23 protein-coding genes and 2 pseudogenes are annotated in these 22322 nt (G+C 32.2%); all 25 read right to left on the bottom strand.

Annotated features, from left to right (window positions below; genetic code table 11):
• Positions 1–38: 38 nt before the first annotated feature.
• Complete coding sequence (locus tag HVS_RS01500; protein ID WP_101298691.1) at positions 39–479, bottom strand: hypothetical protein; 441 nt, start codon at positions 477–479, stop codon at positions 39–41.
• A 28-nt stretch (positions 480–507) separates the two neighbouring features.
• Entirely contained in the window at positions 508–759 is a 252-nt protein-coding gene (locus HVS_RS01495; protein WP_207654792.1) for a hypothetical protein, read from the bottom strand.
• A gap of 162 nt (positions 760–921) precedes the next feature.
• Positions 922–2220: an IS91 family transposase gene (locus HVS_RS01490; RefSeq protein ID WP_101298690.1), complete on the bottom strand. Its 1299-nt coding sequence runs from the start codon at positions 2218–2220 to the stop codon at positions 922–924.
• Positions 2221–2535: 315 nt separating this feature from the next.
• Complete coding sequence (locus tag HVS_RS01485) at positions 2536–2748, bottom strand: hypothetical protein (RefSeq protein WP_101298689.1); 213 nt, start codon at positions 2746–2748, stop codon at positions 2536–2538.
• A 268-nt stretch (positions 2749–3016) separates the two neighbouring features.
• A complete protein-coding gene (locus tag HVS_RS16350; protein WP_159063341.1) occupies positions 3017–3193 on the bottom strand; it encodes a hypothetical protein in 177 nt (58 codons plus the stop codon).
• 623 nt (positions 3194–3816) lie between these two features.
• Positions 3817–4710 carry a methyltransferase domain-containing protein gene (locus HVS_RS01480; RefSeq protein ID WP_101298688.1) on the bottom strand — a complete coding sequence of 298 codons (894 nt, stop codon included), beginning with the start codon at positions 4708–4710 and terminating at the stop codon, positions 3817–3819.
• Positions 4711–4974: 264 nt separating this feature from the next.
• Complete coding sequence (locus tag HVS_RS01475; protein WP_101298687.1) at positions 4975–5868, bottom strand: aldo/keto reductase; 894 nt, start codon at positions 5866–5868, stop codon at positions 4975–4977.
• A 14-nt stretch (positions 5869–5882) separates the two neighbouring features.
• Positions 5883–6572 (bottom strand): cytidylyltransferase domain-containing protein, encoded by a 690-nt coding sequence (locus tag HVS_RS01470; protein WP_101298686.1) that lies wholly within the window; start codon positions 6570–6572, stop codon positions 5883–5885.
• 10 nt (positions 6573–6582) lie between these two features.
• The gene (locus HVS_RS01465) at positions 6583–7314 is read right to left on the bottom strand and encodes an SDR family oxidoreductase (RefSeq protein WP_159063340.1); all 732 of its coding nucleotides are present in this window, start codon (positions 7312–7314) and stop codon (positions 6583–6585) included.
• A 68-nt stretch (positions 7315–7382) separates the two neighbouring features.
• Entirely contained in the window at positions 7383–8534 is a 1152-nt protein-coding gene (pseC, locus tag HVS_RS01460) for a UDP-4-amino-4,6-dideoxy-N-acetyl-beta-L-altrosamine transaminase (RefSeq protein ID WP_101298684.1), read from the bottom strand.
• 18 nt (positions 8535–8552) lie between these two features.
• Positions 8553–9623, bottom strand: coding sequence for a UDP-2,4-diacetamido-2,4,6-trideoxy-beta-L-altropyranose hydrolase (gene pseG / locus HVS_RS01455; RefSeq protein ID WP_101298683.1), 1071 nt, complete (start codon positions 9621–9623; stop codon positions 8553–8555).
• Between the two features lie 7 nt (positions 9624–9630).
• A pseudogene (locus tag HVS_RS01450) lies at positions 9631–10315 on the bottom strand (PIG-L deacetylase family protein).
• Positions 10308–11003 (bottom strand): formyl transferase, encoded by a 696-nt coding sequence (locus tag HVS_RS01445; protein WP_101298682.1) that lies wholly within the window; start codon positions 11001–11003, stop codon positions 10308–10310. The pseudogene HVS_RS01450 and the gene HVS_RS01445 overlap by 8 nt, the downstream one beginning before the upstream one ends.
• 12 nt (positions 11004–11015) lie before the next feature.
• Positions 11016–12065, bottom strand: a complete 1050-nt coding sequence (gene pseI, locus HVS_RS01440) for a pseudaminic acid synthase (protein ID WP_101298681.1) — start codon at positions 12063–12065, stop codon at positions 11016–11018.
• 108 nt (positions 12066–12173) lie between these two features.
• Complete coding sequence (locus HVS_RS01435; RefSeq protein ID WP_101298680.1) at positions 12174–12815, bottom strand: formyltransferase family protein; 642 nt, start codon at positions 12813–12815, stop codon at positions 12174–12176.
• A gap of 160 nt (positions 12816–12975) precedes the next feature.
• Positions 12976–13715 (bottom strand): annotated as a pseudogene (locus tag HVS_RS01430) (cytidylyltransferase domain-containing protein).
• 23 nt (positions 13716–13738) lie between these two features.
• Positions 13739–14752, bottom strand: coding sequence for a UDP-N-acetylglucosamine 4,6-dehydratase (inverting) (pseB, locus tag HVS_RS01425; protein ID WP_101298679.1), 1014 nt, complete (start codon positions 14750–14752; stop codon positions 13739–13741).
• Positions 14753–14886: 134 nt separating this feature from the next.
• Entirely contained in the window at positions 14887–16572 is a 1686-nt protein-coding gene (locus HVS_RS01420; RefSeq protein ID WP_159063339.1) for a motility associated factor glycosyltransferase family protein, read from the bottom strand.
• Positions 16573–16744: 172 nt separating this feature from the next.
• Positions 16745–17044: a hypothetical protein gene (locus HVS_RS01415; protein WP_101298677.1), complete on the bottom strand. Its 300-nt coding sequence runs from the start codon at positions 17042–17044 to the stop codon at positions 16745–16747.
• A 59-nt stretch (positions 17045–17103) separates the two neighbouring features.
• Positions 17104–18315 carry a flagellin N-terminal helical domain-containing protein gene (locus tag HVS_RS01410; protein WP_101298676.1) on the bottom strand — a complete coding sequence of 404 codons (1212 nt, stop codon included), beginning with the start codon at positions 18313–18315 and terminating at the stop codon, positions 17104–17106.
• A gap of 203 nt (positions 18316–18518) precedes the next feature.
• On the bottom strand, positions 18519–18740 hold the full coding sequence (csrA, locus tag HVS_RS01405) for a carbon storage regulator CsrA (protein WP_101298675.1): 222 nt from the start codon (positions 18738–18740) through the stop codon (positions 18519–18521).
• Positions 18691–19191 carry a flagellar assembly protein FliW gene (gene fliW / locus HVS_RS01400; RefSeq protein WP_101298674.1) on the bottom strand — a complete coding sequence of 167 codons (501 nt, stop codon included), beginning with the start codon at positions 19189–19191 and terminating at the stop codon, positions 18691–18693. The genes csrA and fliW overlap by 50 nt, the downstream gene beginning before the upstream one ends.
• 13 nt (positions 19192–19204) lie before the next feature.
• On the bottom strand, positions 19205–19786 hold the full coding sequence (locus HVS_RS01395) for a DUF6470 family protein (protein ID WP_101298673.1): 582 nt from the start codon (positions 19784–19786) through the stop codon (positions 19205–19207).
• A gap of 33 nt (positions 19787–19819) precedes the next feature.
• A complete protein-coding gene (flgL, locus tag HVS_RS01390; RefSeq protein WP_101298672.1) occupies positions 19820–20731 on the bottom strand; it encodes a flagellar hook-associated protein FlgL in 912 nt (303 codons plus the stop codon).
• Between the two features lie 22 nt (positions 20732–20753).
• On the bottom strand, positions 20754–22322 hold the full coding sequence (flgK, locus tag HVS_RS01385; RefSeq protein ID WP_101298671.1) for a flagellar hook-associated protein FlgK: 1569 nt from the start codon (positions 22320–22322) through the stop codon (positions 20754–20756).

The raw sequence follows: 22322 nt of genomic DNA, 5'->3' as shown, positions 1-22322 counted from the left end.
GGTAAAGCCTAAAAAGTCAATAGCCCCGACATCTTAAATCACCTTTCATTTTTCCAATGAGAGTTGTTTAAAATCTCATATAAGATTTGAATTATTCTAGGAGCATAGCTTTCAAATACTATTGTCCAAGTTCCCGGTTCTGCAAAGGGAAGAGCTTTACCATCAGTACCCTCTAAACAATATTGGTATGCATTTCTGTGTGTCATGATATTTCTTATGCCTCTGATACCAGATTCTTTGCTAGCTAGAAAATCATAATCTTCTTCGGATAGAATATTATTATTTTTTAAATCGGACAAATCCTGTAAAAAGTTTTGATTATAATTTTCTCTTACAGATTTACAGATTAACTCCATCGCATTAAATAAAACTAATATAGCAGCATAATCTTCTTCATTATCATGTAAACGCAAAGAAGTAAATAACATATCACCATAATAGTGTGAATATTGCCAAATCTCATCAATCAATTTATTCACAAATATCCCCCTTCTTCAATTAAATACTTCAAATCTCGATTATGTAATATTTACGACCGTCGCTTAAATCCTGCCAGATAAAATCATATCTGCTTGTTAATGCAATGCTATCTTTATTTTTTCCTACACCTGTTGGCTTAAAAATACAACCGTAAACAGAATATTCTTCTCTAAAAAACTTATATATACCTTCATTGTTGCGCCCTTCATAGAAAGGTCTATCTGAAACAATAGCAACAGCAGCTGTTTTAGTAAATCCTCGGTTCTTAAGCTCCTCCATGAACTTATCGCCCTATCGGGCGGACTTTTTTAATCCACACATTCATATGTTAAGCATGAACAAATGGGACATTCAAGTACGGGCATTAACCCCCTTGAACATTTTGTCCTTTTCTTAGTCCAACCGAAAGCCACATCTACATTGGCCTCATTCATTGTGTTCTCAAAGTGACAATGAGAACATCGATATTTGTAATATTCTGGTACACCCCCGAAGGGTACATCCTCCTCTATCTCTTGGTTTAGAATATTTTTCATACTTTCCCTGTCTGATATTTTTCTCTTCGTCATATATTACTCCATATATCGGATGCCATATTTTCCATACTTTCATTTCACTCCCGCAAAAAGGACACTTTAACGGGTCCTTCCTACTACTTTCTTTATATCTTTGTCTATAATTCCTAGATTCAATTACTTCATAAACTCCTTGTACTGCTTTACAAAAGTTCTTAAGACCTTCTTTTATCACTTGACTCCATTTTTCATATGTTTTTGTTGCCTGCAAACCATAATATCTTATACGTTGAAATCCCTTCGGAAGTATATGCTGTACCATCCGACCTATAAAGGTCAACACATCCAAACTCTCTTCTTTTCTAGCTTTTGTTTCATGATCATTATACCAATATGTTACTGTTTCACCGTCATATCTGATGATTCTCCTTACACTGATTGGTGGTGATGCCATGTACTTTGCCAAATATTTTGCAAGACCTTTTGCTTTCTCAGGTGCTTCCCCCTTACTTACATTTGCAACAAATCCCTTTGTATATAACTTATACAAATTGTCTACCATTTTATTCATCTCTTTGGTGGGTACTTGTTCTCTTATCATGTTCAATAAATGATACTGCCATTTCGTATGGATAATCTCAAAAGGCAGGTACCACAATTCCTTCCACTCTTTCCTCTCTTCTTTTATTCCTCCACTTGTCAAAAGTATATGCAAGTGGGGATTATAGTGTCCTGATCTTCCATGGGTTTGCAGCACCATTATCATGCCTATTTTCACTTTCCTTTTTACTGCTGTTCCTACTACTTCTTCCACACATCTGTAGCCTGTACGCATTAATTCAGACAATATTTTCCCGTTATGTCTATACTTATAAAATACTTCTCTTAATTGCTCTGGAATTGTCAGCACCACATGTCGGTACTTCATTCCAGACCTTAGCATCTTACTAACTTGGCTTACTACTTCATCTGTATAAACTTTTGAACACGAAAGACAAAAACAACTTTTACAGGTAAATGGTATACGCCTCATCCCCTGTCCGCATTCCATACATCTATACTCCGTATATCCTCCCTGCTCTGACCCACATAGCAATGTCTTTTTTATAACTTCTTCATAATACGGTTTGTTATACGATGGGTACTTCTTTTTGAAGTCTTCCCAGTTCTCTTCTATTATCTGCTTAAATATATTCTTGTCTTTCTTTTCTTCTTCTGTTATCACTTTTATTCTTAAAAACTATAACCCACCTTTTATACATATATTCCACTTTATTTTATACAAATTTTGCAATCCAATCAACAATTTTATTTCTCTGACATGTATTTTTTACCTACTAAGACCAAAGGCTAAAATGCAAATTCCTATACTATTAAATTAATCTAGACAACCTAGGAATATAAATAATTCTGTGTATCAGTATTCTTAATACGTTCTGTTTCCAAACCTACTTAATTGAAGTCTATATGAATTCCTTCTTTTTTTAAAAAACCCAAACAAAGAACAACGACCTCATGATCGCTGTTCTTACCTACATACCTACTTAAATATCTTCTTCAACAAATCCCCAATACCAAAGGTTGTTTTCCTATATACCTTATTGTATGCAGCCTTCTTAGGGTTTCGTATCCACCCTGTGCCCTTTTTACCATACAAAGGGTTCACTGCACTTTTAGCCTTTCTCTTTATCTTTCCTGTTGTTCTAGCTTTTATGCTTTTCTTTAAGCTTGGTTTTCGTGGACCTATTTTCATGTTCATCACTCCTATTTATTTAAATCAAAACGAACCAGGCTACTTTAGCATCAAGTTTTTAACTCAGTTCAAAAAACATTATAGCTTAGATAAATGATCTTTGAAGCTGCTCAACTACATTCTTATACCTTTCTCTTATTTCTTTTTCTTTATGTAAAGATTTTAAAATCATTTTTTACCGATATAAAATTGTCATCTGCATCTTATTTTCTCTGCAATAAAAGTAAAAGATACTTTAATCTTATTAATACTTTCACTTAATTTAATTTTAGTATTGTCTATCTTCTGGATAGTCTACAATGCTATGCCCTATAACATCTCCATCTAATAAACCCCATTCGCCCCAGTGAACAACCACCTGAATAGCTTCATCCTCATCATCTCTTCCCTCAAAAATAAAATTGGGTACATATATGCTCTTAAATGGCACTTCATATCCTTGCATATCATATCTTACAGTTTTACTCCTAATTCTTTATCTTCCCAAATATAACACTCCGGAGTACTTCCGTGATAAGAATAACTCAAAGATGTAGACATGTAAATAAACCTCCTCTGATATTTTTAATAACATTTTGCTTTAAATTGTCCTACCTATAGAATCTCATTTTTTTGAAAATTTAAATGTTAGTTGACTTGTAGGAAAACTTTTCTTTTTTCTTGTATCGGCTAATTATTTCAAAAATTTAGTGAGAAAATTCTAAATTATCTGCTATATGGATTGAGAGACCCTCAAAATAGTAAAGTTACCTCCTTGCAATATATCTAAATTAAAAGGAGACAACTTTCTTTACAGCATTAATAACATATTCTACATCTTCATAAAATTTTAAGACTAAATATACTTTTGATTTTTATAGTATTTAATTTTGATTTAAACATTGTCAGCGATCACTTAAAAGAATTGTTATAAAATTGCACCCTATCAAAAAATAGAGCACTAAAATATGATAAATTTAATGGATAAAAGTAATAACATAGTGTTACTTTTATCAGTTTTCTAAACTTAATATTTATAAACTAAACTTTCCACTCTATATATTCCACAATTGTTTAAATATTATCTATTTACAAATCTAAAAATTTTGTTGCAATAATAGCATTTTGAGGCAATAAGCAAGGTATTTCCTCAATTATAGGATAAACAAGAAAACTCTCCTCTGAAAAAAACACATTATCCTTTTTGATAAGATCTGTTCTAGTAACAGGACAGCATAAAGGCCTTTTGCTTTTCTTTTCAGGTTTTTTTCGTATAATAATTAAACCTGTGGGGTTTAATGGATTTGCAGATACATCAAATAATCTATGCTCAATAATATCATACCCGTTTTCTTTTGCTGTTGAATATAAGTTTTTAACATATCCATGATACTCCATCCTTCTTCTTCCTTCTTCGCATGCAAATTCATAAGAGGGTTCTAATAAAATTAAATACTTATTTGTGATACGATACAACTCCTCAAGTGCTTCTTTTTCTTTACCCCCATTAGGTTCAATTGAATGAGCAGTATAGACTATATCTATTGAATTATCTTTTAATGGCGTCGAAAACAAATCACCTGTGAATAGACATACATTATTTATACCAGTTTCTTTTAAAAATTTATTAGCATATTTAATTCTAGACCAAGATATATCAAATCCATACCATTTACTTAGTTCTTTTTCTACCTTTTTAAATAAAGGTCCTAAAGTAGTTCCCTCACCCACACCTACTTCTAAAATAGAATTACAGTCTTCTAAATTGTTAATTATATTAGCAAGACAAGAACAAAAATTTTCCTTTTGTTTTGGATCTTTTTTATAAGCCTTTGTATAACTACCTGCCTGAAAATCGTAACTAATCATAATGTCTTCAATAGAATTATTTGTTCTACCATCAATTTCTTTTAAGTATTTTATAATATTTTTATTTTCTAAATGTATCTCCTTAATCTTACTCATCATCTTTATTTTATCCATTCCATTCCTCCGTTTGTCTTTTTATTTTTGAATATTTATTAATCTACATTTACATTTGGCATTCCAAATCTTTTTTAGTCAAAATAAAAGAACTACCTGTCTAAAAAAGTTTGTATCTTAACAGTTTTTATCACCTAACTCTATCTATCTATTCTAACAAATAACTACTTAAGTAGTTTCACTTATCTTTTCTTTAAAAATGATACGTACAGTTTCCTTCTATCTCGCCACTGTATAATTCTTATAAAAAAACCCTTCCCATTACTAACATTTCCACAATCTTGGATCAATTATTTCCTTTTCAACATCGGTATAATTTTTCATTGCAAATTCTTTAATTAACTTATACTTATCTGTATAATCTGAATAGAAGTTTCTTATATTTTGATCAATTTGCTCTTCTGTCTCGCAACCTACTAAAACATAATTAATCTCTGTATGCGATTTTATATATTGCATGGCTAAATTACTAATGTCCATGTTATTCTCCTCAGCAAATTCCAAAAGTTTGCTAACATACTGGTATGTTTTAGGATGTATTTTGTCTAAAGCATCCTTTTTAAGAAATAATAAACCCTGTAAATAAATACTTCTCACAAATACTTCAATGCCTTTTTCTTTAGTACGTTCTAATATAGAATCCTTTATCCACCTTAAGTCAAATATATTGAAAGGTATTTGAACTATATCAATAAATCCTTCACTATTGTTAAGTATATAGTCAAGCTCATAAGTATCATATATAGAAACTCCTATCTTTTGAACTTTTCCATTCTCCTGGTTTTGTTTTAAAATTTTTATAATTTCAATGTTATTTTTATAATCCTCAAAACTATGGAGAAAATAATAGTCAATTTTTTTGACTCTTAAATTATTCAATGATTTTTCGATATATGCTTCAACTTGGTCTTTTAAATTTTCACAATATTTTAATTTAGGCAACTTTGTGGCTATTTTAAAATAACGATTTGTGCGTGACATAAATTCTCCAATTATCAATTCAGAATTCCCATATGCTAATGCAGTGTCTACCATATTTACTCCATTTTCAAAGGCTTTTTTTAAAATGTTAAATCCTTCTGAGAAAGAGGGCTTACCAGATATGTTATTTACACCATAGTTCATTCCTAATTGTGCAGTGCCCAATACAAGTTCCATAATTAATATCTCACCTAAATTCTTTTGTTTTCTTGTAAAAACTGAATAATATCTTCAGTTAAGAAATATTTATTTTTATGGTACAAATTCTCGAATATTTCTTTTATGTGGTTGTAATCTTCTTGTGTATCTAATGTCCATCTTAGATGTGAATAATTATCGTTTCCTTTTATGCTTACTATCTTAAATAATTCTTTATTTTCTCTTATATAAGGGGTTACATGTTCCCTCTCATATTTATCTTTCGCATTAAAAAAAGCTTCCTCTAGTACCTGAAAAGTAAAACATTCACAATCTAATCCATATGGATATGTTGAAGGCATGTTATTACAACTATAATCCGCATTATGTATAATTAAATTCTCTACTATTTTATCTATCAGCCTATGATCGGTTAAAGGATTATCACTTGTTATCCTAACAATAATATCCGATTTAAAATGCAAAGCTGTCTTGTAATATCTCTCAAGTACATCTTCTTCACTTCCTCTAAAAACCTTGATATTCTCCATCTCACTAATATCTACAATCACTTCATCGCTAGCCTTATCAGTAGTAGCAACTATTATTTCATTTACCTTTTTAGCTTGTTTAACTCTGTTTATTACATGCACCAATACAGGTAACCCACAAATTTCTTTAAGTACTTTTCCTGGGAGACGGCTAGAACCAGTCCGTGCTTGAATTATTGCAGACACTTTCATACAAATCCTCCTAAATATATTGGCCATTATCAACTTGTATTATCTGTCCTGTAATATTATCTGCTTTCTCACTAGCAAGAAATTCAACAACATATGCAATTTCCTGTGGTGTAGATAGTTTTCTTATCGTGCACTCATTGAGAACTAATTTCCTAATTAACTGACTTGTATTTTTCTGCCCATCAGTATCAATAAAACCCGGTGCAACAAGGTTTACATTTATATTATATTCACCTAATTCTTTAGCAATAGTCTTTGTGAAGCCTATAATTCCTGCTTTTGCAGTACTATAGCTAACACTTCCTTCCCTACCTCTTATACCGTTTATTGAACCTATATTTATTATCTTGCCTTTTTTATTTTTCATGAATATATCTACAACTGCTCTTGTATAATTAAAACAAGAGCCCAATGTATTAGTTATTCCAAAATTCCAGCTTTCTAGATCCATTTCCCATATTGGTTTATCTTTTGCAGAAGCCACATTATTTAAGAGAACCCCTAGACTTCCATATGTAGATACAACCTCTCTAACAACTTCAAATGCCCTTTTATAATCTGATGCATCTGCTCTTAAAGGCAAAACATTATCGCCATATAACTTACAGATCTCTTTTGCATTTTCTTCACTATTTAAATAAGTAAAAGCAACCTTATACCCATTATTAATAAAGTTTTCGACAATAGCTCTTCCTAACCCTCTACTCCCTCCTGTAACAAGTGCTACTTTCTCATTAGCCAATACCAACACCTCCAGTTTTATTTCCTATATTTAAATTTTAAAACCAAAACAGGGTAAGGTTTTATGTCTTAAAGCACAACTTTCTTTACAGCATTAATAACATATTCTACATCTTCATCATTCATTTTAGGATAAAGGGGCAGTGTAATTATTTCTTCATATAATTTCTCTGCATTTTTACATATACCTTTTTTATATCCCAACTTTTTATAATGGCTCAAATAATACACTGGTATATAATGTACATTTACGCCTATGTCCTGGGAAATTAAAAAATCATATATTTTTCTTCGGCTCATACTTAACGTATTTAAATCAAATTTAACTACATAAAGATGCCAACTTGAGTTTCTATCCTCTTTTTGAAAAGGCACAATTACACCATCTAACTCTTTAAAAGCTTTATTATATATCTCTGCAATTTCTCTTCTTCTGGATAAAAATTTATCTGATTTTTTTAATTGACTCAAACCCAATGCACATTGTATATCCGTCATACGGTAGTTATAGCCTAAACATAACTGGTCATAAAACCAGAGACCTTCATCAGCATTTTCAAAAAGTTCTCTTTTTCTTGTAATGCCATGTGTCCTGAACAATAATAATTTTTCATACAATTCTTTATTATTTGTTGTAATCATACCGCCTTCTCCTGTTGTAATATGCTTTACAGGATGAAAACTAAATATAGTCATATCTGACAAATTTCCAATTCTTTTTCCTTTATACTCTGCCCCTAATGCATGAGCCGCATCTTCAATAACCATCAAATTATATTTTTGTGCAATTTTATGTATTTCATCCATATCGCAAGGTTGACCAGTAAAATGAACAGGTATAATTGCTTTTGTTTTATTTGTAATATTTTTTTCTATTTCTTTTGGATCTATATTATATGTTCTTTCATCTATATCTGCAAAAACCGGCTTTGCACCTTGATACAATACAGCATTAGCTGATGCAGCAAAAGTAATGGGCGTTGTTATCACTTCATCCCCTTCTTTTATCCCTGCTGCAAAACAAGCTGCATGTAAAGCAGCTGTACCATTAGAAATTGAAACAGCATATTTAGCTCCAGTATAATCTGCAAATTTTTTTTCAAATTCCAAAACTTTAGGTCCTGTAGTTAAATAATCAGATCGGAGTACATCCACTACAGCATTAATATCATCCTCATCAATCCACTGACAGCCATATGGAATAAATTTATTATCACTCATAAATAACCACCATCTTTCTTAAAATAACATTTCTCTTATAACATTTACAACTCTTTTAGTTCCATTTCCATCTACTAATCCTTGTTGCCTTTTTACCATCTCTTCCCTTGTTTCAAAACCATGTATAATTTCTTTTATAGTATAATTAACATTTTCTTTTTTTAGCTGATGATACCAACCTAAAAATTTTATATATCCAAGTTCGTCCATCTTTTTTGCAACAAATTCCTGGTTATCTGCCAAAACAAAACCTAAAACAGGAGTTCCACATGCACAAAGCTCATATAAAGTGCTTCCACATGAAGACAGTGCTATATCACAATAAAGCATTATTTCAGACATCTTCACGACATTTTCATGGAGAACAATGTTTTTATACTGTCTTTGTTTTTCTTTTAATTCTTGTTTGTTTTGAAATCCGACTCCTATTATTCCATGAATCTCTATGCCATCTAGTGAATTATCACTTCTAATTATATCTATTAATAACTCCATAGTTCTAAAAGGATCTGAACCACCTGTTGTAATCATTATTTTTTTTACTTCTTTAGATACGGCCCTTTTAGAAATGTTTTTAAATTCGTCACGTATTAAATTATAAGAAGGACCTAACAAAAACTTCTGATTTTTAAAATAAGATTTATAATCAAGATACTTCCCAGTAATATTACCATTTATAACCACATCAACAGGATAAGGAAAAGCATTTACATCATCTATATAAACCAATATTTTCACATACGGTTTTATCTTCAAAAAATATTTTTCAGTAACATTATATGAGTCTATAATTAAAACATCTAGTTTACAAATTTCAATCAATCTGATTATTTCCTCTGATTCTTCTTCCAATTCCAAGGAATTCCCATAGTAAAATTCTTCCTTAGGTTCTTGTTCTTTTTGTTCATCATATGATAGTTTCTTTAGATTAAATCCATTTTCCTCTATTGCAAAAATTCCTTGCTGGTATTTGCTTATAAAAAATACGTTACTTCCTGCATCTTTAAAACTCCTTGCAAGTGATATGCAACGCATTATATGGCCCATTCCGATATTTTTACTACCATCCACTCTTATTCCTACATTCATTAGACCATTACACCACTTTTCTAATAAGTTCAAAAGCCTCTACATAAGTTTTACCAACTACTGTTCCCCATCTAGCAGCTATTATTTCAAGTGCTTTTAAAGACCTTGGATGAGGATATTCCCTTATTTCTGATTTATAACATTCCATAGCTTTAAGTTTTTCATCTATAGTATCCTCTATATCCACAAAAACATTAGGCTTAAAAGTATTACTTCCATACTCAAAGTTCCATTCTGTAGAAGAAGGTGTCTCAAAACAATATACTTCTTTCACACAACAACCCTCTAAAGGTCTTGTAGCTGTAATAACTGCCTCAAAAGTTCTCCTATGGTCAATATTTAAGTCTCCATAATGATGTGTATATATTATTTCAGGCTGTATTTCCATTATATATTTTTCTACTTCTTTTATAATGTCTAGTAAATCTATTGAATCAAATCTATTATCCGGAAAATTTGAAAAAAAATACTTTTTTAAAACCAATTATCTCTGCTGCTCTAAGTGCTTGTTTTTTAATATCATCAACAGCATTCTTATCCCCTTTTTCTCTTTTCTCTGCCCTAGACGTAATTCCTTCACCTAATATAACACATTGTACATCATCACCTAAGTTTGCGTGTTTTCTGACTGTACCTCCTAATCCAAGTATCTCATCATCGGGATGAGCTGCTAGCACTAATATCTTACTCATTTTCTTCACCATCCACAATAATTTCAACATCAGCAATAATCCTATCATTTTTTAAAGATGACCTTGAAAACTCCAGTCGGTAATTCCCAAACTTTATAAATGCTTTTGGATATCCTTCTGCATCAAGCATTCTAATGTAATCATATATTTTTCCCAGGCTAAAATCAGCATGTATTTCGCTTTGTTCAGGTTTTCTTCTTTTAAACTCTACAACTTCTCCTTCTTGCTTTTGAGGTAAAGGTTTTTTTTCAAGAATCTCCGGAATCATTTCATTAAATATTATGTTAGAAGCCCGTATAAAAATTTCTTCAGCTGTACCATATAAATCAAGGTGCTTTTTTAAAAATATGTCCCCTGTATCTATTCCTCCATCTACTCGTATGGCAGATATTTTCGTGCTTTTATGTCCTCTTTCAATAAGATTTTGCAATGGGCTCCCGCCTCTCCCATAAGGTAAATCAGTCATGTGAAAAACTACACAAGTATAATTTTTAAAAATATCATCTGGAATAATCCAAGACCAATGTGGGAAAAAAATAATCTTAGGGTTTAATTTTTTTACCACTTCTAAAGTCAGGTCATTTTTATTTGTAATAATAAATGCATTATATTTATCTTTATTATTTTTTTTAAAACGGTTTGCATTTTTAATGTTCCATGATTTTATAGTGGCAATAATTATGTTCATAACTTACCTCCATTAGTCAACCATATTCCAGCAAAGTGGTTCACCCTTTTCAATATCCTTTGATGCCTTTTTACCAATAATATCTTCATAATACTTTGGAGAAAGACCATAACCAGGCCGTATAACTCTAATATTCTTTTCAGTAAAAATTTCTCCTTCTTTTATATTCTCAACAACAAATATAGATCTTCTAAATACTTGACTGGCTTTTTCCCTTTCCGAAATATCATAACATACCTTACCTATAGCCTTTTCTGCCGCTCGTATATCTTCAACCATTTTTTTAAATTCACTTGGCTCCATAGAAAATGATGCATCAGGATTCTCTATTTCCCTACTTATACAGAAATGTTTCTCGATTATTTTAGCTCCCATTGCTACAGCTGCAATTGCCCCAACAGAGCCCAATGAATGATCTGATAAGCCTGCAGGAACACCAAATGTTTTTTCTAAATGTTTTATCGTCACAAGATTCATATCATCTGAAACTGCTGGATAAGCACTGGAACATTTAAGCAAACATAAATTTTTATTGCCTGCTTGCCTTACAGCTTTAACTGCCTCTTCAATTTCTCCTAATGTTCCCATGCCAGTAGACATTATAATAGGCTTTCCTTTTGAAGCTACATATTTTATTAAAGGTATATCTACAAGTTCAAAAGATGCAATTTTGTAAAAATCCACTCCCAAATCTTCTAAAAAATCCACAGCTGTAAAATCAAAAGGAGTTGAAAGAAAATCAAGTCCTACTTTTTCAGCTTCCTCTTTAAGCTGTTTTTGCCATTCCCAAGGAGTGTATGCTTTTTGATAAAGGTTATACAAATTTTCCCCTTCCCATGTTCCACTTTTTATTTTAAAATAATCTTTTTTAGAATCTATTGTCATTGTATCCGGAGTATAAGTCTGTATCTTAATACAATCTGCTCCACTCTCTTTGGCAGCATGAATAATTTCTATAGCCCTATTTATATCTCCCGCATGATTAGCAGACATTTCAGCAATAATATAAACTGGACAGTTTTTTCCTATGTATCTGTTCTTTATTTTTATTGGTTCTATCATAAACATACTCCTTTTATGTTAAATCTATTTCTACTTTATTAACATACATCTGTTTTTTATGGTTAAAATTCCTTTAAAGATTCAACACAGCTGACTCTCGCACATAGATCATTTGTCCTTATATATTTTTAGTATGTATTTATGCCCATTCTTGTAAAAAAAAGCCGGGTATTTTTCATTATCTACAACTCTTAATAAATTAAATTGTTCATCTATAGTCTTATTTATATCTAATTCACTATCTTTAGGAGTTCTTTTTCTATAGAAACTTTCTTCTCCTTCCTGTGGTTTTCCTTGCATTTTAGAATAATTATCAATGAATTTCAAGATTAACTCATTTGTTTTCTTTCCTTGCAAATGCTTTATTTCTGACAACAATTCTGTTCCATCTAACTCAATATAGTCCTGTAAATAAATATCCCCCGAATCAACATTTTTAGCAGCTTCAAATAAAGTAATGGGTATTCTGTTCTTTCCCTCTAAAATCATCCATGTCAGAGGACTCCATCCCTTTCCTTTTGGTAAATCACTTTCATGCACCACCAAATTGTTTCTATTTAAACTTAAATACTCTAGAGGAATAATTTTTTCACACCCCAAAAAACAAGCAATATCACCTTTTTTAATATCTTTATAATTATTAATAAAACTAACCAAATGACCTCTCTTTTGTATCTCATCCTTTAACTGAAGCAAATATGGTACAATCCAACTATCTGGATTATCACATAATAAAGTTATATTTAACATCTTATCACCTCTAATAACTTATTTTTTCTTGTCTTATACATCTATTAATTTCTAATATTTAAATTTAACAAAATTTGTTGTTTTGTAAAACTCACGTTAATTTATAAATAATGCTCTCATTATACCTTTGTAATACGACCAGACAACTTAAATTCCTCTTTCATCTACTGATAATTTTTTGTTGCACATTTTTATTAATTTTAAATAACTCTGGCATATTATCAAACAACTTTAAAATATCATTAAAATAAAAATTATGCTTTCTTTTATAAAGCTTTTATATATTATTTCTATAAGCTTATAATCCTCCTCTGTATCTAAAGTCCACCGGTATTTTGAATAATCTATATCGTTTTTGTAATAGTATATATTTTTACTGTTTTCATATATAAATGGAGTTACATGCTCCCTCTGATACATTTCTTTTGCTTCTTGAAAAGCTTTTTTTAATATATCAAAAGAAAAAACCTCTACATCCAATCCTCTTGGATAGGTTCTGTTTTCCGGATAAATACCTGCATTAGTTACTAAATCATAATTGCTATTTAAATAAACCTTTATAACTTCATCAACTATAAAAGGATCAATTAATGGACAATCAGAAGTAATTCTTACAATTACATCAGCTTTATTTTCTTTTGCTGCTTCATAATATCTTCTAAGCACATCATCTTCACTGCCTCTATATACTTTAGCTCCATTTTCTAAAGCTTCCCTTAAAATAATATCATCTTCTTTAAATTTTGTGGTAGCTATAACAATCTCATCAATATATTTAGACTGCCTCACTCTTTCTATATCATGAGCAAGCACCGTCTTGCCACATAGATTTTTCATTACCTTTCCCGGCAGCCTTGTAGAACCCATTCTTGCTTGTATTATTGCAACTACTTTTTTCATATAGTCACACCTTTTTTATATTTTTAATCTTCAATATTTAATAACTCTAGCCTTTTTCTCAAATCCTCAACGCTTAGCCATTCTTTATTTGTTCCGGAATTATATTCAAACCCGTCTTCAATTCTTTTCCCACCATTTTTAAAATGCTTATCTTTAGACCACCAATCAAAATTAGGATATACTATATAATGTTTTTCATATTCAAAAGCATTTCTGCTGTCATCCTTTGTAATCATAACTTCGTGAAGCTTTTCTCCTTCTCTTATGCCAACTTCTTTCAACTCACACTCCGGAGAAATAGCTTTAGCCAAATCTACAACTTTAAAAGATGGTATTTTTGATACATATGTTTCTCCACCTTTTGATTCTCTGATTGCTTTAAAAACAAGTTCAACTCCCTCTTCCAAAGTAATCCAAAAACGTGTCATACGAAAATCCGTTATTGGAAGTTCTTTTTCTCCTTTTTCAATACATGATTTAAAAAACGGAATTACAGATCCTCTGCTTCCTGCAACATTTCCATAGCGTACAACTGAAAACACAGTTCCTTTTTCTCCTGAATAGGCATTGGCAGCAGTGAATAACTTATCAGATACAAGCTTTGTTCCCCCATAAAGGTTTATAGGATTTACAGCTTTGTCTGTAGATAAAGCAACAACTTTCTTTACTCCTCTGTCAAGTGCTGCATCAATCACATTTTGAGCACCGTGTATATTTGTTTTTATAGCTTCAAAAGGATTATATTCGCATACCGGTACTTGTTTCATAGCTGCTGCGTGGATTACATAGTCTATATCTTTAAAAGCTCTGTATAAACGGTCTTTATCTCTTACATCCCCAATGAAAAACCTGAGCTTTGACATTTGTTCTGACGTTAATTTTCTACTAAACATATTTCTAACTACAAACTGTTTATATTCATCTCTGGAATAAACAACTACTCTGCGTGGATTGTATTTTTTGAAAATCATTTCAATAAACTTTTTTCCAAAAGAACCTGTTCCACCTGTAATTAATATAGAAGCGTTATCTAACATGTATAACTCTCCCTTCCTCATTTGTTAATACGATTAGGAACCTTCATATAAATATCTTAATATGTGTTTAAATTAAACATGCGAAGTGTACAAATATATCTTTAATCTACAACTGCAAAAAGTATTATTTTACACTACTGAGAAACTGTTTTGTAATTAATTACACACCTTTCATGCTGTAAATTTAATTTCAAACATTCCTTTATTAACTCTGCATATTCATATATTTCTGTAATAACTAATAGACTAACTTTTTCCAATGAATCTATTCTTTTTTTATCATCTTTTCCGCGATACCCATATACAATGCCATAAGACTCAATTATTTGATGAAGTGCCGGTAAAATCACTTTCAAAGAAACTTCACTCTCAGCATAAGTTTTCCCAAGATCATTTATTTCTTCTAATTCTCTTAATGTTCTTTCCTTAGCTATATTTTTTTCCTTATATCTTTGTAATTTTTTAATTCTTCTTATAACATTCTCACTTATTCTTAATACTTCATTAAAATCCATAATCATTTCACTAAAAATATCTCTATATTTTTCAAAAGCTATGCCCCCTTCACAATTGTACCTCTCGTTTATCTCTTCAATTTCAGATTGGATGTTTTCTATTTTATTTAATAATTTTGTTTCGCTATCTAAAGTTGAATTAACAAAACCCTCAATATTTAATCCTCCTTCTGTTGCATTTACAACTGGAACGGAACTATAAAACTTATAGAGCCTCTCAAAAAGATTCTTCATTCCAAGGTATGGTCTGGTAGTATAAACTTCATTACCAAATATATCAAAGGTTTTTATATAACCCTTTTTATTTAAATTAATATCATCATTATTCCAAGAACCTTTTGCATAGTTTTTTCCTCCTGTATAACATAAATCCTGCCCTATTATAATAATTTTAGAACATCCTGATTTACACAATAAGTCAAATGCAACATTTGCAACAGAAAATCCACTTCTTATTGTAATTAAATTTTCCTCTACTTTTGTTCTTAAATATTTTTCTAATGGCATAGTATTTAGATGAAAACTAACTTTAGGTCCTCTATATTCTGGCAATATTTCATGATATATTGAATTAGAATATAATAAAATAGAATTAGAAGTATCAATGCCTTCAAAAATTTTCATTTCATTTTCTCCACCGTCAATAGCCACTCTAAAATGAGGTACTATCCCATTATTGTGAAGTATTTTTATAGCACTTCCTACTGCCACAATTATAGCTTTGTCTTTTAAATCTTTTAATAAATGCATATTTTTATTCAAAGAAGGTCCTGCTGAAACAAGAATTGCTGGTCTGTCCTTAAATATAGAAGCTATCTTTTCAAATTCAAGGGTTTTGTTGTGAATATTGTTAAAGAAATTTATTGTATCTCTGTTGCTAATAAATTTTAAAGTGGCTGTGTTAACAATTGTGTTACGAAGGTTCTCTATAATTTTTTTATGCAAAAATTCAAAATATCCCTCATAAATAGTTCTGTATGAAATATTTGATACAATTTCAACTCCTAAATTCAAATACTTTTTAAACTCCCCAATTAAAAATTCAACAGCTTCCTCAGGACTTTTATTAATTAAAAGCATAACACTTTTTATGTTAGAGTTTAATTCCCTAAAATCGATAAATTTTAACATCTCCCTGAAAAACTCAAGATTTGGCTCGACAATAACAAGGTGCTTTAAATGTGGAAAATTCTTTTTTATATACGGAAAATAATATCCTGCACCCATTCCAAATAAAATTAATGCACTAGCACTTTTATCTGCCTTTTCAAAAACTTTTTCAGTCTCCCTTTCAATATTATACATACTGTGTATAAAGCATCTACTTTTTTCAGTCTCCAATATATAATTAAATTGTCCCTGTACTTTTTCTATCTTTGTTTCATATAGAGGTTTTTCTGAAGTGATAGTTTTGTATAGTACAGGACTTCTCTTTTTAAAAAACAATAAATTTTTCCGATATAAATCAGTCATATATTCAGCCTCTCTTCTCGTTTTTTATAAATGGAGCAAGTTCATATTCTATTAAATCAGCTAATAAAAGGTAATCTTTGTTCGCAAGGGCAATATTCATATATGAAAACACTTCATTTAAAATCTTTACTTCATCTTTATCGGCTTCTTTAAACAAAGACATTAATTTTTCAATTAATCCTTGTATACTACTTTTTACTTTATTTATATCATACTCAAAAATATATTCTTGAATGTTTTCTAGTCCTTGAAGTATACTCATACTTTTTATTCTCCCATTCTCTTCTATAATAATAACCTTCAAAAAAGAGGAGATAAAATCTCCTCTTTTTTTGAAGTACAACAATATTAAACCAATTACAATTATCTTAATAACTGTAGCACACCTTGAGGAGCTTGGTTTGCTTGTGCAAGCATCGCTTGAGCTGCCTGCTGTAATATGTTTTGTTTTGTAAATTCCATCATTTCCTTAGCCATGTCTACGTCTCTGATTCTTGATTCAGATGCTTGCAAGTTTTCAGCAGACGTGTCTAAGTTTTTAATTGTATGCTCCAGACGGTTTTGCATAGCACCTAGTGCAGATCTTTGAGTAGATACCTTTTCAAGTGCATTATTAACTGTTTCTATAGCTACTTGTGCTCCAAATTTACTGGATATGTCTATTTCATCAACACCTAATGCAGCCGCTCTCATATCACCAATTGATATAAATGCTGTTTGACCTGCATTAGCACCTATTTGTGCCATTATTGAATCGTCTAATGCATCTGATGCTTCTTCAGCTGCACTGAATACAAAGGTAATACTCTCTCCAACTTTCATATTTTCATGTAATGTGAGACCAGTAGCAAGGTTAATAGTAACACCGCCAGTAACATCTACCATGCTTGAACCAAATGTAATGCCACCTCCATCAGCTGTAAATGTAATTTCTGTTGTTTCTTTTCCATCTGGACCAATTACCTTGTAATTAGTAGCTGCAAATTCAGCAGTTCCATTATTACCTGTTTTATGATCTACTTTAATAATCATATACGCACCATCAACTAGTGTGCTCTCTTTGATCGTAGCAAGTGCACTAGTGCCCACATTCAAAGTAAGTGCTGAGTTATTATTAATCCTCATACTTCCATCAACTGCTTCTTTAACACCTTTAGCTGAGCCATCTAAAAGCTTCTTGGTGTTAAATTCAGTTGTGTTACCTATTCTATCCAACTCAGAAATAAGCTGCTTAACCTCATTTTGAAGTTCTTTTCTGTCTGAGTCTGTGTTTGTATCGTTCGCAGCCTGTACCGCTAGTTCTCTCATTCTTTGAAGGATCGCATGAGATTCTGTCAATGCTCCCTCTGCTGTTTGGATTAATGATATTGTGTCTTGAGCATTTCTTGATGCTTGAGTAAGACCTCTTATTTGACCTCTCATTTTTTCAGAAATTGCAAGACCTGCAGCGTCATCACCAGCACGGTTAATTCTAAACCCTGATGATAACTTTTCCATTGATTTTGAACTTGCAGTATTTGTGATTCCTAGTTGTCTGTGTGTGTTAATAGCCATTAGGTTATTGTTGATACGCATAATAAAATACCTCCTTGTTTTTTTAGAACCAACCGTCCTTGATTGGCTCTGTTTTTGATTTATATAAAAAGCCTTTCTATGTGTGTGATAAGGCTCTTTATATCAGTTTCCTATTTTATATATCGTTATAAATTATGATTAACTTTATACTTTTTTTAAGAAAAAATCCGAATTGTAAATTGAATTGAAAAAGAAGCTATGTGCTATTCGTTCTTTAATAAATCCTTTAGATTCACTTTCTTTACATCTGCCGCCTTTTTGTTTTCAGCCTGGATTTCAAGGTAAATTTCTTTTCTGTGAATTGAAACACTTTTAGGGGCATTGATACCTATACGTACCTGATCCCCTTGTATATCAACAACTGTAATTTCTATATTATCGCCTACCACTATAGACTCGTTTCTCTTCCGTGTCAACACCAGCACCTATTTTTACCTCCTGTCTTTGCAGTTCATCTACAATATAGTGTCTCACAGAATATCTGTCTGTGTCAAGAATAACCTGCATACCTTTATTATTTTTTGTATTGATAATAATAGGTGCTTTAAGGTTCATACTGATTTTTTCAACTTCTTCCCTTACAACCACTATGGATAGTACCATTATATCCTCCGGTTTTTCTATTTCAAGCTTCTCCACAGCCTCCTTTGGTATTTCACCGTCATAATCAGGGACAATCATGATAGGGTCTACCATTGCAAAGGCTAAGTCAGGGTTGTCAATGCTCTGCATCCACCTGAAAGGGGATTTGTCATCTCCCTCATACAGGACGATAAACCGCTTTTCATTTTCAAACCCTGGTATACCGTCTTCAAAGTTTATTATCTTCTTCTCATCAATATTAATTTCTCCAAAATGTTTTGTTTTTAAAAGCATTTTCTCCTCCAATTTACACATATTGATCTATATTGTTCCCTACATACTCTATTTCCACAGAAGGATATTGGATCATATATATATTAACCTTTCCCGGTATATACTTTGTATCGTAAGTGTGGGGTACAAAATTTATTTTTACTTTGTCAAAAAAGGCATTTGGTCCTCCGGCAAGTTCTACCTTCACTTCTCCTTCTTCAACTGTTATTTTGGGTCTTGCCTTCGGAATAAAGTCTATGTTAAATTCCCTTTGTTGGACATACACAGCCTTTTCTCCAAATTCAACAATAGGGTCTTCTTTTATATGTATTGCAGCTAACCTGTCACCTTCTTCCGCTTTTTCTGCAATGTACTCCATAACCCTTTGATATCCCACCTGGGCAATTTCCACTGCCAGATCCAAATTGTTTTTCCGCCCGGCACTTGCAAATGCCTCATACTGATCTATTTTTATCTTTGGCTTCTCTGTCTCTATTTCCAATAGGGCTTGCTTTTGCCTGATTTCCATCCTGGCAGGATTGCTTTTCCTTTCAAGCCTTGCATTTATTGTCTCTATGCCAATTTTAGCATCAGTGGTGGTAATTCTGATATCCATATATAACACCTCTGAAATTTATTGCCCAAAGCCCTACCTTAAAAAGTCCATTAAAGTTGGTTGAATTATTCTTGCACCACCTGCTAAAGATGCCCTGTACACATTTTCCTCACTCTTTAGAAGCATAATGTTTTCAGCCTGGTCTATGTCTTCATTTTCACTCATAAGTTTTGTAAAGTTATAAATATTTTTACTGAGCCTGTTTTCTGTAAGTTCAAGCCTGTTGTATCTGGCACCAACGTCAGCACGCACCCTTGCAATATTATCCATATGTCCATCTATATCGTCAATAAACCCGCCTACTGTACTGTGGTCACCGGCTTCCAGTGCCGTAATAAAATTATTAAAAAGCTCTAACATAGTGGGAGTACTTCCGGCTGCTGCATCTGCCCCACTGTTAAAAACATTACCGCCTGTTAAATTTATATGAATATCGTCTCCTATATCAACTTCATACACTATTTTTTCAACATCATTATTTACATCAATTACAAAATTGCCATCTTCATCCAAAAGTTTTTGATCAGTTTTAAACCCGGAAAAAATATATCTTCCTGAATATGTAGAATTTGCAACTTGAATTAACTGATGCTTTAATTGCTTAACCTCTTCTGCTATTTTTTGAGTATCATCCGGGGTTTGGGTTCCATTTGCCCCCTGGACTGCCAACACCCTTGCCCTGTGCAGTATATCGGTGATATTAGCCAACGCAGACTCCGTTATCTCCATCCAGGACATGGCATCCTTTACGTTTCTGTCGTACTGCTCCAATCGTGATACATCTGTCCTGAGCTTTAAGGCCCTTGCCGCAACAACAGGGTCATCTGAAGGAACATTTATTTTCTTCCCTGTAGCAAGGCGGTTTTGGTATTTTTCCATTCTCCTAAGGTTTGCACCTATATTGTTTATCATATTATTTATAAGCATTCTGTTTGTAACTCTCATGTTAACCCCTCCAAGGCATTATCTATACTCCAAGCCTGTTAACAAGCAAATCGTATATTTCAGCCATTGTATTTATCATTCTGGCAGCTGCTGTATATGCGTGCTGATGTCTTACCATATCTGCCATTTCTTCATCCAAAGATACTCCTGAATGTGAAAACCTTCTGTTTTCAATCTGCCTCAATATGGATTTTTGATTGTCTGTAATCCTGATGGCCTGCTGTGAATCAATTCCAATGGTGGATACTATAGATACCATATAGTCTTCCGGCGCGCCCTCTGAAAACATGTGGGGGTTGTGCCTCATTTTTATCAGTTCATTTAAATTAACTATATTACCTATCTCATAAGGTTTGTCTGCTGCTGCTATTTTATTTAAATCCTCCAAAATATCAGCTGACAGTGAAAAGTTTTTGGCAGTTATTTTTTCATAGGCGTCAGTTAAATCCATAGCAAAATATTCACTGTTTACAGGGTTTCCGTCTTCTCCTCTCATTGTAAAAAACCTTATTCCTGTAACCGGAGGATCTCCTTCATAAGATAGCCCGTATCCATCCACATGCCCCGGACCATCAGTACCATCTATATATCCCTCATTAAACGCCATGGCAAAAGTCCTTACAAACTCATTTAGCCTCCTTATGTAAAAAGGTATTCCCTTATATGCCGGAGTTCCGTTTATACCCTCATTTCCGTCCCGCACATCTAAAAGTCCTCTTAATTCCCCGCTTTTTATGTTAAGGTAGTTTCCGTCTGCCCATCTAACTTCAAAAAGCTTTTCAATGTCCTCATCATTTAACTTCTCTTCCCTCTGAATTACTGCAAGGGGGCTAAAGTCAAAATGATCTATAAACGCTTTGCCGCTTATGGTGATAACCATGTGTATGTCGCTTCTGCCGTCCGGAAGTTTTCCTACCACCACTTCATTTACATCTATATTTATAATTTGTGAAAGCTGGTCTATTAAAACAGTTCTCTTATCCCTTAAATCATTTGCCAGATTCCCGTCCAGTTCAGAAGTGTATATCTGCTTATTCAGCTGCTGGATTTGAAGACCTAAAGAATTTATTTCAGCCACCTTGGTGTCTATCTGATGGTTTATATCATATTGAAGCTCCTCAAAATAACTTGCCAGACTGTTAAAGTATTTTGTAAGGGTTTCACCTGTTTGCCTAACTAAAGTCCTTACCGCAAGGCTTCCGGGGTCCTTTGAAAGCTCCTGGAGCGAATTAAAAAACTCATCTAATATTACATTAAAACCGCTGTCTGATGGTTCATTTAACATGGCCTCAATATCAGACAATACCGTCTTTTTTGCCCGCCACTCGCTGTAAGATGTGTTTTCACTCCAGTATTTAAAATCCAAATACTCATCCCTTAGCCTTTTTATTGAAATAACCTCAGAACCTGTACCCAGCATTCCCGTACCGTTTAAAAGGGGTATGGGTCTTGAGGCAACCTGTTCTGTTACCTGCCTGGAATAGCCTGGTGTATTCACATTTGATATATTGTGGTTTATAACATCCAAATTCCTCTGGGATGTATAAAGTCCCCTTAGTGCAACGTTAAGCCCGAAAAAAGACGCTCTCAT

The sequence above is a fragment of the Acetivibrio saccincola genome, assembly GCF_002844395.1.
Taxonomy (GTDB): domain Bacteria; phylum Bacillota; class Clostridia; order Acetivibrionales; family Acetivibrionaceae; genus Herbivorax; species Herbivorax saccincola.
The sequence above is the reverse complement of the archived record's forward strand: the minus strand, read 5'-3'. Positions and strand labels throughout refer to the sequence as shown.